Source organism: Pseudomonas sp. Sample_21 (assembly GCF_004307525.1).
GTDB classification, from domain to species: domain Bacteria; phylum Pseudomonadota; class Gammaproteobacteria; order Pseudomonadales; family Pseudomonadaceae; genus Aquipseudomonas; species Aquipseudomonas atacamensis.
This window is the reverse complement of the sequence record NZ_RCNZ01000006.1, coordinates 1-12,898: the sequence shown is the minus strand read 5'-3', so window position 1 is coordinate 12,898 and position 12,898 is coordinate 1. Positions and strand designations below refer to the sequence as shown.

Here is a 12,898-nt window from a genome sequence, read left to right as displayed (position 1 = left end):
CCCCCGCCTCCACCTCCGCCGGAACCCGAGCAACCGGTGGAGGACGAGGACGCGGTCAAGCCGCCGCCCAAACCGGTGGAGAAGCCCAAGCCGATCGAAAAACCCAAACCGGTGGAAAAGCCAAAACCGGCGAAAAAAGTCGAGCCACCGAAAACGCCGCCCGCCCCGGCGCAACCGTCCGCACCTGCGGCGCCGACGACACCGAGCGCACCACCGGCACCACCTGCTGCGCCCGCTCCGGTCAAGGAGTCGGCGGCGATTTCCGGCCTGGCCAGCCTTGGCAACCCGCCGCCGGAATACCCGTCGCTGGCGCTGCGCCGCAACTGGGAAGGCAGCGTGGTGCTGCGCATTCAGGTGCTGGCCAACGGCCGTGCCGGCAGCGTGACGGTGACCAAGTCCAGCGGCAAGCCGCAACTGGATGAGGCGGCCGTCGCGGCGGTGAAGAACTGGAAGTTCATTCCGGCCAAGCGCGGCGACACGCCGATCGACGGCTTCGCCACCCAGACCATCGATTTCAAATTGCCGCAATGACGGCGCAACCGACTCATTACTGATTAACGCAAGCGAGGTGTAGCCATGAACGATTCACTGTCTTCGATGATTGTCCCCGGTGTGCTCTGGGGCCTGGTGCTGTTTTCCGTGGTCAGTTGGGCGATCCTGCTGGTCAAGTCGGCCCAGTACCTGCGCCAGAAAGCGCAGAACAAACAGTTCACCAAAGCCTTCTGGAGCGCGCCGGACCTGCTCACCGCCGCCGAACACGCCAGCCAGTATCCAGGCTCGCTGGCGCGCATCGCCAGCAGCGGTTTCGAAGCCCTACTGGTGGAAGAGTCGCCGCGCACCACGCAGCAACTGGCGCACACCATCAACCGCTCCGACCGCCTGGAACGCAACCTGCGCCAGCAGATCCAGAAAGAACGTCGCTCCCTGGAAAACGGCCAGGCGATCCTCGCCAGTATCGGCAGCACCGCGCCGTTCATTGGCCTGTTCGGCACCGTGTGGGGAATCATGGAAGCCCTGCAAAGCATTGGCGAAACCGGCTCGGCCAGCCTTGAAGCGGTCGCCGGGCCTATCGGCCACGCGCTGATCGCCACTGGCGTGGGCATCGCCGTCGCCGTGCCGGCGGTGCTGATCTACAACTTCTTCCTGCGTCGGCTGAAACTCGCCTCGGCGGACATGGACGACTTCGCCCACGACTTCGACGCCCTCGCCTCGCGCAGTGCGTTTTCCATCAGCCGCCAGGCCATCGCCAGCAAAAGCACCACCGCCGTGCGGGAGGCCAGCTGATGTCCTTCTCCACTCAAGACAGCGATGAAGTGCTCAGCGAAATGAACGTCACGCCGCTGGTCGACGTGATGCTCGTGCTGCTGGTGGTGTTCATTGTCACCGCGCCGCTGATGACCAACGCGATCAAGGTCAACCTGCCGAAAACCGACGCCGTCGCCCCTGCCGAAAAGAAAGACCCGGTGGTGGTCAGCGTCGATCAGGACGGCAAGTTCTATCTGGCCAAGACCGAACTGGCCCCGGAATCCCTCGAGGCCAGCCTCAAGGAGGTCAAGGCCAAAGACGCCGACGTGCGCGTGCAGTTGCAGGCCGATGCCGCCGTCAATTACGGCCAGGTGGCCAAGGCCATGGCATCGATCGAGCGCTCAGGCATCAGCAAGATTTCGGTGATGACCACCCACTGAGTGCGGTGCCGGATGGGTGATGAAAAACCCGCCCGGCACCGCTGAAAAAGAAATCCCGTCGCACCCGGCCGACCGAAAAAACGCCACGCGTCTTCGGAGGGGGATCGGCTTGCTTGAAGAAAGTGGTTTTCCGCGCGCGGTATCACCGGAAGCGGAGCAATGAGCGGCTCACAAGGCCAATTCGATAACGTCTGAAAATCGGAAACAACCATGCTGATGAACACTCCACGCTTCACGCTCAAACCTTTGGTGGCAACGATGTCTCGCCACCGTTTCGTTCCGCTGTATCTGGTGGCCATGGGGATGGGCGCCGGGACCGTGCAAGCGGCCGAGGACGACAACAGCGCCACGCCGGCAGCCGCTGTCGTGGCGGCGCCGACCACGCAACTGCAACGGGTCGAAGTGACCGGGTCGGCGATTCGCCGGGTCGATGCGGAAACGGCGGTGCCGATCACCATCCTCAAGGCTGAAGAGCTGCGCAAACAGGGCGTGACCACCACCGCCGAACTGGTGCAGCGCATCACCGGCAGCCAGTCGATCAACAACAGCGCCGGCTCCGTCGGCGCGGCCACTGGTGGTGCGTCGTTTGCCGACATGCGCGGCATCGGCGCGAACAAGACGCTGGTGCTGCTCAATGGTCGACGCCTGGCCAACAACGCCCTGTCGGGGACCAACTCGGCCGGCGGCGCGGTGGACCTGAACATGATCCCGTTTGCCGCCATCGAGCGTGTGGAAGTGCTGCGCGACGGCGCCTCGGCCCTGTACGGCACCGACGCCATCGGCGGTGTGATCAATTTCATCACCAAGAAATCCCTTACCGATGGCGCCCTGACCCTGGGCGGCGAAACGCCGACCCACAGCGGTGGCGGCGCGACCAAGGACATGAGCGCCAGCTGGGGCTACGGCGATCTGGAAGAAGACCGCTTCAACGTCCTCGGCGTGTTCAACTACAACAAGCAGCAGAACCTCGACGCCAACGACCGCTCCTTCGCCACCGACTACGCGCCCGGTCGCGGTCTCGATCAGACCTCCGGCACCGCGTTCCCCGGCAACTACAGCCAGAACGGCAACGCCACCAACCCGTTGGCCAACAGCAATTGCAACGGCCCCAACCTGATCGCCCGCGACGGCTTGTGCCGCTTCAGCACCCGTGAATTCATCGACCTGGTGCCGCAAACCGAGAAGACCTCGTTCTTCGGCAAGACCACCGCCAAGCTCGGCGATGATCACAACGCCAACCTCGAATATTTCTGGTCGCGCAACAACAACGCCGTCGCCGTCGGCCCGGCGCCACTGACTGGTCTGAGCCTGGATTCTTCCTCGCCCTACTACCCCGGCAACGGCATCACCCCGGCGCCGACCGATTTCGCCCTCGACCCGACGCAGCCAGTCGATGTCAACTGGCGCGAGACTGCCGCCGGCCCGCGTGAATCGAAAGACCAGAACACCAGCCAGCGCTTTCTGCTGAGCTTCGATGGTTTGGTTGGCGGCTGGGATTACAACGTCGGCGCCTCGTACAACCAGAACAAAATCGTCTCCAGCGTCACCAGTGGTTATGTCAGCGACCAGGCGATGATTGACGGCCTGGCCAGCGGTCTGCTCAACCCGTTCGGCCCGCAGACCGCTGCCGGCCAGCAGTACATCGATGCCGCCGCGTACCACGGCGCTTACTCCACCGCCGTGGGCCGCGTTGCCGGTTTCGATGGCCGCGTCAGCCGTGAAATCGGCGACTGGTTCGGCGCAGGTCCGTCCGGTCTGGCGCTGGGCGGCGAGTACCGCAAGGAGAAATTCCATCAGGACTTCGAGTCGTTCGCCGGCGACATCCAGAGCCTCGGCATCGACCCGGCCGGTAGCGTCGAAGGTGATCGCAGCGTCAAGGCCGCCTATGCCGAACTCAACGTGCCGGTGCTCGACAGCCTTGAATTGTCCGCCGCTGTGCGCCACGACAAATACAGCGACTTCGGCAGCACCACCAACCCGAAATACTCGTTCCGTTATCAGCCGATCAAAGAGTTGGTAGTGCGTGGCGCCTACAGCGAAGGTTTCCGCGCGCCGTCGCTGTATGAACTGTATTCGCCGCGCAGCATCACCTTCACCCAGGGTTTCTACAACGATCCCGTGCTGTGTACCGGCGGTGTGGTGCAACCGGGCGGTAACGGCGGGCGTGATTGCGGTCAGCAATTCCTCAACCAGATTGGCGGCAACGAGGATCTGGCCCCGGAGAAAGCGCGCAACGTGACGTTGGGCTTCGTCTACCAACCGATCAGCAATCTGTCGGTGGGTCTGGATTTCTGGTGGATTCACATCTCCAACCAGATCCAGCCGTTCCCGGAATCCACCGTGTTCGATCAGGCCGGCTCCTACCCGGACCGCTTCGTGCGCAACGCCGACGGCACGCTCAACTACATCGTTACCGGCAACGCCAACCTCGGCATCGTCGAGACCAATGGTGTCGACGTGTCGCTCGACTATCGCTTCCCGAACACGCCATACGGTCAGTTCGGCCTCGGCCTGCAAGGCACCTATGTCGACGAGTACGACTTCCAGAGCACCATCAAAGGCCCGTTCACCGACAAGGTCGGCGACTTTCAGGGCGACGGCGTGATCGCGCGCTGGAAGCACAACCTCACCGGCAGCTGGAGCCTCGGTGCGGCGCGAGCAGCGCTGACCAACCGCTTCACCACCGGCTACAACGATTACGACCGCGAGACGCACGCGCGGGTGGCGTCGTATTCGGTGTGGGACCTGTCGGCCGGCTACACCTTCAACAAAGTGCTCGACGTTGATGCCGGGATGAAGAACGTGTTCGACCGCAACCCGCCGTTCTCCAACCAGGCCTACAACTTCCAGAGCGGCTATGACCCGCGCTACACCGACCCGCTGGGCCGGACATTGTTTGCGCGCATGACTTACCACTTCTAACCCCAAATAAAACGCATCCCTCTGTGGGAGCGAGCCTTTGTAGTGAGGGGATTTATCCCCGATGGGGTGCGAAGCGCCCCCAGGACCTGCCGACGCGGAGCATCAGAAGTACCGCATGCATTGATCTTGCGACTGCTGCGCAGCCGATCGGGGATAAATCCCCTCGCCACAAAGGCTCGCTCCCACCGGGGGTCCGGGTTCCTTCAGGGATTTCAAGGGTGACTTCATGAGTTTTTTGCGCAACATGGCTGGCCTGCTGCTCGGCAGTGCGCTGCTGTGCACTGGCACTTCGGCGCTGGCCGGCGGCAGTCACGCGCTGACGGTGTACGGCGAGGCGCCGAAATATCCGGCCGGCTTCAAGCATTTCGATTTTGTTAACCCCGACGCGCCCAAGGGCGGTTCGCTCAGCCGTGCGTCGATGGAGATCGGTCAGTACAACTACATCACGCCGTATGCCGATCAGGGCATTTCCGTGGTGCAGGTCAATGACTGGGTCTACGCGCCGCTGGCGTTCCGTTCGCTGGATGAGCCCTACACGGTTTACGCTCTGGTTGCGCAGCAGATCGAGCGCGATCCCGAAGGTTTGTGGGTGCGCTTCACCCTCAACCCCAAGGCACGCTTTGCCGACGGCACGCCGATCACCGCCGAAGACGTGCGCTACACCTTCAACCTGCTGATGACCAAGGGCAGCCTGAGTTATCGCCAGCAATATGCCGACGTGCAAGACGTGCTGGTCGAAGGTCCACGCCAGGTCCGTTTCACCTTCAAGAACAACCTCAATCGCACCCTTGCACTGGATCTGGCGACGCTGCGCGTGCTGCCCGAGCACTGGTGGAAAACCCGCGACTTCGCCAACGGCGGCGGCTTCGAGCCACCGCTGGGCAGCGGGCCATACCGGGTGAGCAAGGTCGACGCCGGGCGCAGCATCAGTTTCCAGCGTGACCCGGACTGGTGGGGCAAGGACCTGCCGGTCAGTCGCGGCATGTACAACTTCGACAGCCTGACGGTGAATTTCTACGGCGACACCGACGTCGCTCGCCAACTGCTGCAGGCCGGTGCGTTCGACTACAACCGCGAGTTTTCTTCCTCGGGTTACGTGGTTGGCTACGACAGCCCGGCCCTGCGCGACGGTCGTTTGCAACAGTCGATCCTCGCCCCGGACAAACCCACCGCCGCTCAGGGCTTCGTGTTCAACCTGCAGAACCCGTTCTTCAAGGATCGCCGCGTGCGTCAGGCGATCAGCCTGCTCTGGGATTTCGAGTGGACCAACAAACAGATGATGCGCGGCTTCTACGTGCGTCAGAACAGCTTCTGGCCCAAGAGTGAAATGGCCGCCAGCGCCCTGCCCGATGCCGAGGAATTGAAGATCCTCGAACCGTTGCGCGGCAAGGTTCCTGACGAGGTGTTCACCACGGTCTATGAAGCGCCGAAAACCGATGGCAGCGGCTACATCCGCGACAAGCAATTGCAAGCGCTGAAACTGCTCGGCGAAGCCGGTTGGACGGCGAAAAACAATCGTCTGGTCAACGCCGCCGGCGAGCCGCTGGAATTCACCTTTCTCGATGGCCAGGGCGGCTTCGATCGCATGCTGCTGCCGTTCAAACGCACCCTCGCGCAGATCGGCATCACACTCAATCTGCGCCGCATCGATTCAGCGCAATACATCAACCGCCTCAACGCTCGCGATTACGACATGATCGTCTGCGCTTTCCCGCGCAGTGGCGATCCGATCGTCTCCCCGGGCCGCGAGTTGTACAGCCTGTACGGCTCGCAAAGTGCCACGCAAGTCGGCAGCTCGAACGCGATGGTGCTGGCCGATCCGGCGGTCGATCAACTGCTCGACGGGCTGGTCCAGGCCAACAGCCGCGAAGCCATGGTGCATTACGCCCGCGCCCTCGACCGGGTGCTGCAATGGGGTTACTACATGATTCCCAACTACTACTCCAAAGGCACGCCGACGGTGTATCAGAACCGCTTCGGCATGCCCGCCGTGCAACCTTCGTATGACGAAGGTCTCAACACCTGGTGGGAAGTCTCGGCCAGGCCGCTGACGACTCAGCAGATGAGCGCTCAGCTTGCGGGAGGCCAGTGACATGCTGCGTTATCTGAGTCGCCGTTTGCTGCTGATCATCCCCACGCTGTTGTGCATTCTGGTGGTGAATTTTCTTATCGTGCAGGCCGCGCCCGGCGGCCCGGTGGAACAAGCCATCGCCCGCCTGCAAGGCTTTGGCGGGCACAGCATGGGCGGTGGCGGCGAAGTCGCGGCGGTCGGCGGTGCCGGGCGCAGCAGCCGTGGGCTGGACCCGGCGCTGATCGAGGAAATCAAACACCATTACGGCTTCGACAAACCGCTGTACGAACGCCTGTGGCTGCTGCTGAAAAACTACGCACAACTGGATCTGGGCAACAGTTTCTTTCGCGGCGCCAAGGTCACCGACCTGATCGTGCAGAAGCTGCCGGTGTCGTTGTCGCTGGGCTTGTGGGCGACGCTGATTACCTACCTGATTTCAATCCCGCTGGGCATTCGCAAGGCAATCAGGAACGGCAGTGCCTTCGATGTCTGGAGCAGCACCGCGATCATCGTTGGCTATGCGATGCCGGCGTTTCTCTTCGCCATTCTGTTGATCGTGGTGTTCGCCGGGGGCAGTTACGTCAATTGGTTTCCGGTGCAGGGACTGGTGTCGGACAACTTCGACAGCCTCAGCACATTGGGCAAGGTCGGCGACTACCTCTGGCACCTGGTGCTGCCGGTCACGGCGCTGGTGATCGGCGGCTTTGCCACGCTGACGATCCTGACCAAGAACAGCTTTCTCAACGAGATCAGCCGGCAGTACGTGATCACCGCACGAGCCAAGGGCCTGACAGAGCGGCGCGTGCTGTACGGCCACGTGTTTCGCAACGCCATGCTGCTGGTGGTGGCCGGCGTGCCGTCGGCACTGATCGAAGTGTTTTTCGCCGGTTCCCTGCTGATCGAAACCATCTTCAACCTCGACGGCCTCGGGCGCATGAGCTACGAAGCGGCGGTGTCGCGTGACTATCCGGTGGTGTTCGGCGCGCTGTTTCTGTTCACCCTGTTCGGCCTGCTGATCAAGCTGATTGGCGACCTCTGCTACACCCTGCTCGACCCGCGCATCGATTTCTCGGCGAGGACTGCCTGATGTTCATACTGTCGCCTCTGGGCCAGCGCCGCGTCGCGCAATTCAAGGCCAACCGCCGTGGGCGCTGGTCACTGTGGCTGTTTATCGGCCTGTGCCTGATCTGCCTCGGTGGCGAGCTGATCGCCAACGACAAGCCGCTGGTGATCCGCTACCACGACACCTTTTACTTTCCGATCCTCAGCGATTACCTGGAAACCGATTTCGGCGGCGAGCTGCCGTTTCAACCGGATTACGCCAGCAGTTACGTACACAAACTGATCGAGGATCAGGGCGGCTGGATGCTGTTTCCGCCGATCCCGTTCAGCTACGACACGGTCAACTACGACCTCACCGAACCGGCGCCCAGCCCGCCGTCATCGAGCAATTGGCTGGGCACCGATGATCAGGCCCGCGATGTTCTGGCGCGGGTTATTTTCGGCACGCGGATCTCGATTCTGTTCGCGCTGATCCTCACCGCGATCAGCGCGTTGATCGGCATTCTCGCCGGGGCCTTGCAGGGCTACTACGGCGGCTGGGTCGACTTGCTCGGGCAGCGCGTTCTGGAAATCTGGTCGGGGCTGCCGGTGCTGTATCTGCTGATCATTCTGTCCGGCTTCGTCTCGCCGAGTTTCTGGTGGCTGCTGGGGATCATGGCGCTGTTTTCCTGGTTGGCGCTGGTCGACGTGGTGCGCGCCGAGTTCCTCCGTGGACGCAATCTCGAATACGTGAAAGCCGCGCGCGCGCTGGGCCTGACCGACAGCGAACTGATGCGCCGGCACATTCTGCCCAACGCCATGACTTCCACCCTCACCTACCTGCCGTTCATTCTCACCGGCGCCATCGCCACCCTGACCGCGCTGGATTTTCTCGGCTTCGGCATGCCCGCCGGCACCGCGTCGCTGGGCGAGTTGATCGGCCAGGCCAAACGCAATCTGCAGGCACCGTGGCTGGGGCTGACGGCGTTTTTTGCCTTGGCGCTGATCCTGTCTTTGTTGGTTTTCATCGGTGAAGCGTGCCGAGATGCCTTTGATCCGAGGAGCTGACATGCAAGACCATTTAATCGAGATCCGCGACCTGCGCGTCGCCTTCGCAGGGCAAGAAGTGGTGCACGGTGTGAACCTCGATATTCGCCGTGGCGAATGTCTGGCGCTGGTCGGCGAGTCCGGCTCGGGCAAGTCGGTGACGGCGCATTCAATCCTGCGCCTGCTGCCTGGCAAGAGCGTCAGCAGCAGCGGCGCGATTCGCTACAACGGCGTGGATTTGCTGCACGCCAGCGAACAACAGATGCGTGGTTTGCGCGGCAATCGCATTGCGATGATTTTCCAGGAGCCGATGACTTCGCTGAACCCACTGCACACGGTGGAAAAACAGATCAGCGAAGTGCTGGAAATCCACAAGGGCCTCAAGGGCCGCGCCGCCCGCGCGCGGACCCTGGAGCTGCTCGAGCTGGTGGGTATTCGCCAGCCGTTGCAGCGCTTGAAAGCCTATCCGCATCAGCTTTCCGGTGGTCAGCGGCAACGGGTGATGATCGCCATGGCGCTGGCCAACGAGCCGGAACTGTTGATTGCCGATGAGCCGACCACGGCGCTGGACGTAACCGTACAGCAGAAGATTCTTGAACTGCTGATCGAACTGCAGCAGCGCCTCGGCATGTCGCTGTTGCTGATCAGCCACGACCTCAATCTGGTGCGCCGGATCGCTCAGCGTGTGTGCGTAATGCGTCAAGGCGAGATCGTTGAACAGGCCGATTGCGAGACGCTATTCCAGGCGCCGCAACATCCTTACAGCTGCTTGTTGATCGAGGCTGAACCGAGCGGCGCGCCAGTGCCCAGTGAGTACGAGCACAACCTGCTGGAAGTGGATGATTTGAAGGTGTGGTTTCCCCTGCCGAAAAAACTCTTCAGCCGTCAGCAGGATTACATCAAAGCGGTGGACGGGGTCAGTTTCACCCTGCAACGCGGCAAGACGTTGGGCATCGTCGGCGAGTCGGGTTCGGGCAAGTCGACGCTGGGCCAGGCGATCCTGCGACTGGTCGAATCAGAGGGCAATATCCGTTTCGGCAACAAGCAGTTGAGCCTGCTCAATCAGCGCCTGATGCGCCCGTTGCGCCGGCAGATTCAGGTGGTGTTTCAGGACCCGTTCGGCAGCCTCAGCCCACGCATGTCGGTGCAGCAGATCATTGCCGAAGGCTTGCTGACCCACGGCATCGGCAGCGAGGCCGAGCGCGAGGCAGCGGTAATTCGCGTGCTCGAGGAAGTCGGCCTCGATCCGCAGAGCCGCCATCGTTACCCTCACGAGTTTTCCGGCGGCCAGCGCCAGCGCATCTCCATCGCCCGCGCACTGGTGCTGGAACCGGCGCTGATCCTGCTCGACGAACCGACGTCGGCGCTGGATCGCACGGTGCAGAAGCAAGTGGTGGAATTGTTGCGCCAGTTGCAGATCAGGCATGGGCTGACCTATCTGTTCATCAGCCATGACCTGGCAGTGGTGCATGCGCTGGCGCATGACTTGATGGTGATCAAGGATGGCAAGGTGGTTGAACAAGGCTCGTCGCGGGAGATTTTCGCTGCGCCGAAACATCCGTATACCCAGGAACTCCTGAAAGCCTCCGGCCTGAAGACCGATGAAGAACCCTGTGGGAGCTGGCTTGCCAGCGATTGCGGTGTATCAGAAAAATCGATGTCTGCTGACACGACGCCATCGCTGGCAAGCCAGCTCCCACAGGTATAGAGGTGATCCAAAAATATTTTTCCGGCACTGCATCCAATCGCCTCCGCCACGGGTAGTCCCTGTAACAGCCCACTCTGGTGCTGTCAGCGCCCTACCCTTTTCGGAGAATCATCGGATGAACATCACCCAGCTGATTGGCTTCACCGGTTTGCTCGCTTTCACCGCGACCACCTTCGCCCAGAGCAGTTATCCCGACGCGATCAAGGTGCCGGACGGGCACAAGATTGCCCTGGAGACCACCGGGGTTGGCGAGATCACCTACGAATGCCGCGACAAACCCAATATGGCCGGGCAGACCGAATGGACCTTTGTCGGCCCGAAAGCGGTGCTCAATGATCGCAGCGGCAAACAGGTCGGCACCTATTTCGGACCACCAGCGACCTGGCAAGCCAAGGACGGTTCGAAAGTCACCGGCACGCAACTCGCCGTGGCACCGTCGAGCCCGGGCAACCTGCCCTATCAACTGGTCAAGGCCAACCCGGCCGAGGGCAAAGGCGCGATGACCGGGGTCAGCTATATCCAGCGTGTCGCGCTCAAGGGCGGCGTCGCGCCGGGCAGTGAGTGCACCATGGCGAACAAGGGCAAGCAGGAAGTGGTGAAGTATCAGGCGGATTATATTTTCTGGGCGGCGAACTGATATTCAGAAGCAGTGCACAATCCTGTGGGAGCGAGCCTGCTCGCGAAGAAGGAGTGTCAGTCGCCTTATTACTTTCTGACCCACCGCATTCGCGAGCAGGCTCGCTCCCACTGGGAACAATGCATCTGGATGTTTGGGAAATGTGAGCTAGATTGCACCCCATGCCTTTACCCGAATCCGTTTTCGATTATGAAGCCCGCCTCGCCGCCTGTGCCCGGGGCGAGCGCGCGGCTTTGCGCGATTTGTATGTGCAGGAAGGCCCGCGCCTGCTCGGTGTGGCCAAGCGGCTGGTGCGCGATACGGCGCTGGCGGAGGATATCGTGCATGAGGCATTCATCAAGATCTGGAACGGCGCCGCCGGCTTCGACCCGGCGCGCGGCTCGGCGCGGGGCTGGATGTTCAGCGTGACCCGGCATCTGGCGTTGAATCAGCTGCGCAAACAAAGTCGGGAAACGCCGTTCAGCGAAGAACATGAGGCAGCGGCGCCTGATGAGGCGGTCGATGTTCACTCGGCGCGCATTCATCGCTGCCTCGAACAACTGGAACCGCAGCGCCGCAGCTGCATCCTCCATGCCTACGTCGACGGTTACAGCCACGCGCAGATTTCCGCTCGCCTCGACACGCCGCTGGGCACGGTCAAAGCGTGGATCAAGCGCAGCCTCAATGCTTTGCGGGAGTGCATGGGATGACCGGCGAATCAGCGCAGGAACGGGATGAACTGGCCGGCGAATATGTGCTCGGCACCTTGTCGTTCGAGCAGCGCATCAAGGTGCAACGGCGCCTGCCGAACGATCCCGAATTGCGTGCAGCGGTGGATGCCTGGGAGCGGCGCCTGCTGGAGCTGACCGATCTGGCCGAACCTCAGCAACCCTCGGCGCAGTTATGGCCTCGTATCGAACGCAGTCTCGAACGGCTGACGGTGAAGAAGCCGCTGAGCTCGTGGTGGAATCTGCTGCCACTGTGGCGCGGCTTGAGCGCGGCCGGGCTGGCGGCGACATTGATCCTCGGCACGATGCTGCTGACCCAGACTGCGCCGAAACCGAGTTATCTGGTGGTGCTGGTGGCGCCGCAGGACAAGGCGCCGGGATGGGTGATTCAGGCGAGCAATGCGCGCGAGATCCAGTTGATTCCGTTAGGAGTGGTCGAGGTGCCGGCGGACAAGGCGCTGGAGTTCTGGACCAAGGCTGACGGCTGGTCGGGGCCGGTGTCGTTGGGCTTGGTCAAACCCGGGCAGGCTTTGTCGGTGCCGCTGGACAAACTGCCGCCGTTGCAGCCGAACCAGCTGTTTGAGCTGACGCTGGAAGGCGCCAATGGCTCGCCGATTGGCAAACCGACCGGGCCGATTCAGGCGATCGGGCGTGCGGTGAAGGTGCTCTGAGGCTCTGCTACGCGGTTGTCCGCAACCATCATCGACGTCGATGTTCACCATCACGGCAATGAAGTTCTCATAAAAAATTCCGGGCGTAACATCAGCTCCATACCAACCAACAACACCCCGGAGCACACCATCATGAAACGCCAGACTCTTCTCAGCATCGCTTTCTCGGTTTTCGCAGTTAACGCTTTCGCCGCCACCCCGGCGCACACCATGATCGCCGAAGGCGGTTCGGACAAGCTGATCGAAAGCCGTCTGGCTGAAGTTGGCTCGGATCGTCTGATCGAACGCCGCGTTGCTGAAGGTGGCTCGGATCGTCTGATCGAGCGCCGTGTTGCTGAAGGTGGTTCGGATCGGCTGATCGAACGCCGTGTTGCCGAAGGTGGCTCGGATCGTCTGATCGAACGCCGTG

13 protein-coding genes are annotated in these 12,898 nt (G+C 62.0%); all 13 read left to right on the top strand.

The genetic code is table 11. The features are described from left to right. On the top strand, window positions 1-531 hold a 531-nt coding region (locus D8U71_RS00770), incomplete at its 5' end, for an energy transducer TonB (RefSeq protein ID WP_130886965.1). A 45-nt stretch (window positions 532-576) separates the two neighbouring features. Further along, a complete protein-coding gene (locus tag D8U71_RS00765; RefSeq protein ID WP_016775376.1) occupies window positions 577-1,284 on the top strand; it encodes a MotA/TolQ/ExbB proton channel family protein in 708 nt (235 codons plus the stop codon). After that, window positions 1,284-1,685: a biopolymer transporter ExbD gene (locus D8U71_RS00760; protein ID WP_041477201.1), complete on the top strand. Its 402-nt coding sequence runs from the start codon at window positions 1,284-1,286 to the stop codon at window positions 1,683-1,685. The genes D8U71_RS00765 and D8U71_RS00760 overlap by 1 nt, the downstream gene beginning before the upstream one ends. A gap of 19 nt (window positions 1,686-1,704) precedes the next feature. After that, complete coding sequence (locus tag D8U71_RS28275) at window positions 1,705-1,848, top strand: hypothetical protein (RefSeq protein ID WP_177434871.1); 144 nt, start codon at window positions 1,705-1,707, stop codon at window positions 1,846-1,848. 47 nt (window positions 1,849-1,895) lie between these two features. Beyond that, window positions 1,896-4,607: a TonB-dependent receptor gene (locus tag D8U71_RS00755; protein ID WP_177434870.1), complete on the top strand. Its 2,712-nt coding sequence runs from the start codon at window positions 1,896-1,898 to the stop codon at window positions 4,605-4,607. 226 nt (window positions 4,608-4,833) lie between these two features. Further along, window positions 4,834-6,699: an extracellular solute-binding protein gene (locus D8U71_RS00750; RefSeq protein ID WP_130886964.1), complete on the top strand. Its 1,866-nt coding sequence runs from the start codon at window positions 4,834-4,836 to the stop codon at window positions 6,697-6,699. Window position 6,700: 1 nt separating this feature from the next. Next, the gene (gene yejB, locus D8U71_RS00745) at window positions 6,701-7,765 is read left to right on the top strand and encodes a microcin C ABC transporter permease YejB (RefSeq protein ID WP_125927583.1); all 1,065 of its coding nucleotides are present in this window, start codon (window positions 6,701-6,703) and stop codon (window positions 7,763-7,765) included. Next, window positions 7,765-8,787: an ABC transporter permease gene (locus D8U71_RS00740; RefSeq protein ID WP_125927582.1), complete on the top strand. Its 1,023-nt coding sequence runs from the start codon at window positions 7,765-7,767 to the stop codon at window positions 8,785-8,787. Before yejB ends, D8U71_RS00740 begins: the two co-directional genes overlap by 1 nt. A gap of 1 nt (window position 8,788) precedes the next feature. Further along, the gene (locus D8U71_RS00735) at window positions 8,789-10,474 is read left to right on the top strand and encodes an ABC transporter ATP-binding protein (RefSeq protein ID WP_241664187.1); all 1,686 of its coding nucleotides are present in this window, start codon (window positions 8,789-8,791) and stop codon (window positions 10,472-10,474) included. A gap of 115 nt (window positions 10,475-10,589) precedes the next feature. After that, window positions 10,590-11,111 carry a DUF3455 domain-containing protein gene (locus tag D8U71_RS00730; RefSeq protein ID WP_016775383.1) on the top strand — a complete coding sequence of 174 codons (522 nt, stop codon included), beginning with the start codon at window positions 10,590-10,592 and terminating at the stop codon, window positions 11,109-11,111. 161 nt (window positions 11,112-11,272) lie between these two features. After that, window positions 11,273-11,800, top strand: coding sequence for a sigma-70 family RNA polymerase sigma factor (locus tag D8U71_RS00725; RefSeq protein WP_071172975.1), 528 nt, complete (start codon window positions 11,273-11,275; stop codon window positions 11,798-11,800). Further along, window positions 11,797-12,489: an anti-sigma factor gene (locus tag D8U71_RS00720; RefSeq protein ID WP_125927579.1), complete on the top strand. Its 693-nt coding sequence runs from the start codon at window positions 11,797-11,799 to the stop codon at window positions 12,487-12,489. The genes D8U71_RS00725 and D8U71_RS00720 overlap by 4 nt, the downstream gene beginning before the upstream one ends. Before the next feature lie 132 nt (window positions 12,490-12,621). Then, a partial coding sequence (locus D8U71_RS00715) for a hypothetical protein (RefSeq protein ID WP_130886962.1) occupies window positions 12,622-12,898 on the top strand: 277 nt, incomplete at its 3' end.

Bases quoted from the DNA above. Each gene is read 5' to 3' on its own strand.
- D8U71_RS00730 (WP_016775383.1), top strand. From the start codon at position 10,590: ATGAACATCACCCAGCTGATTGGCTTCACCGGTTTGCTCGCTTTCACC.
- D8U71_RS00765 (WP_016775376.1), top strand. From the start codon at position 577: ATGAACGATTCACTGTCTTCGATGATTGTCCCCGGTGTGCTCTGGGGC.
- yejB (WP_125927583.1), top strand. From the start codon at position 6,701: ATGCTGCGTTATCTGAGTCGCCGTTTGCTGCTGATCATCCCCACGCTG.
- D8U71_RS28275 (WP_177434871.1), top strand. From the start codon at position 1,705: ATGAAAAACCCGCCCGGCACCGCTGAAAAAGAAATCCCGTCGCACCCG.
- D8U71_RS00755 (WP_177434870.1), top strand. From the start codon at position 1,896: ATGCTGATGAACACTCCACGCTTCACGCTCAAACCTTTGGTGGCAACG.
- D8U71_RS00720 (WP_125927579.1), top strand. From the start codon at position 11,797: ATGACCGGCGAATCAGCGCAGGAACGGGATGAACTGGCCGGCGAATAT.
- D8U71_RS00750 (WP_130886964.1), top strand. From the start codon at position 4,834: ATGAGTTTTTTGCGCAACATGGCTGGCCTGCTGCTCGGCAGTGCGCTG.
- D8U71_RS00740 (WP_125927582.1), top strand. From the start codon at position 7,765: ATGTTCATACTGTCGCCTCTGGGCCAGCGCCGCGTCGCGCAATTCAAG.
- D8U71_RS00760 (WP_041477201.1), top strand. From the start codon at position 1,284: ATGTCCTTCTCCACTCAAGACAGCGATGAAGTGCTCAGCGAAATGAAC.
- D8U71_RS00735 (WP_241664187.1), top strand. From the start codon at position 8,789: ATGCAAGACCATTTAATCGAGATCCGCGACCTGCGCGTCGCCTTCGCA.
- D8U71_RS00725 (WP_071172975.1), top strand. From the start codon at position 11,273: ATGCCTTTACCCGAATCCGTTTTCGATTATGAAGCCCGCCTCGCCGCC.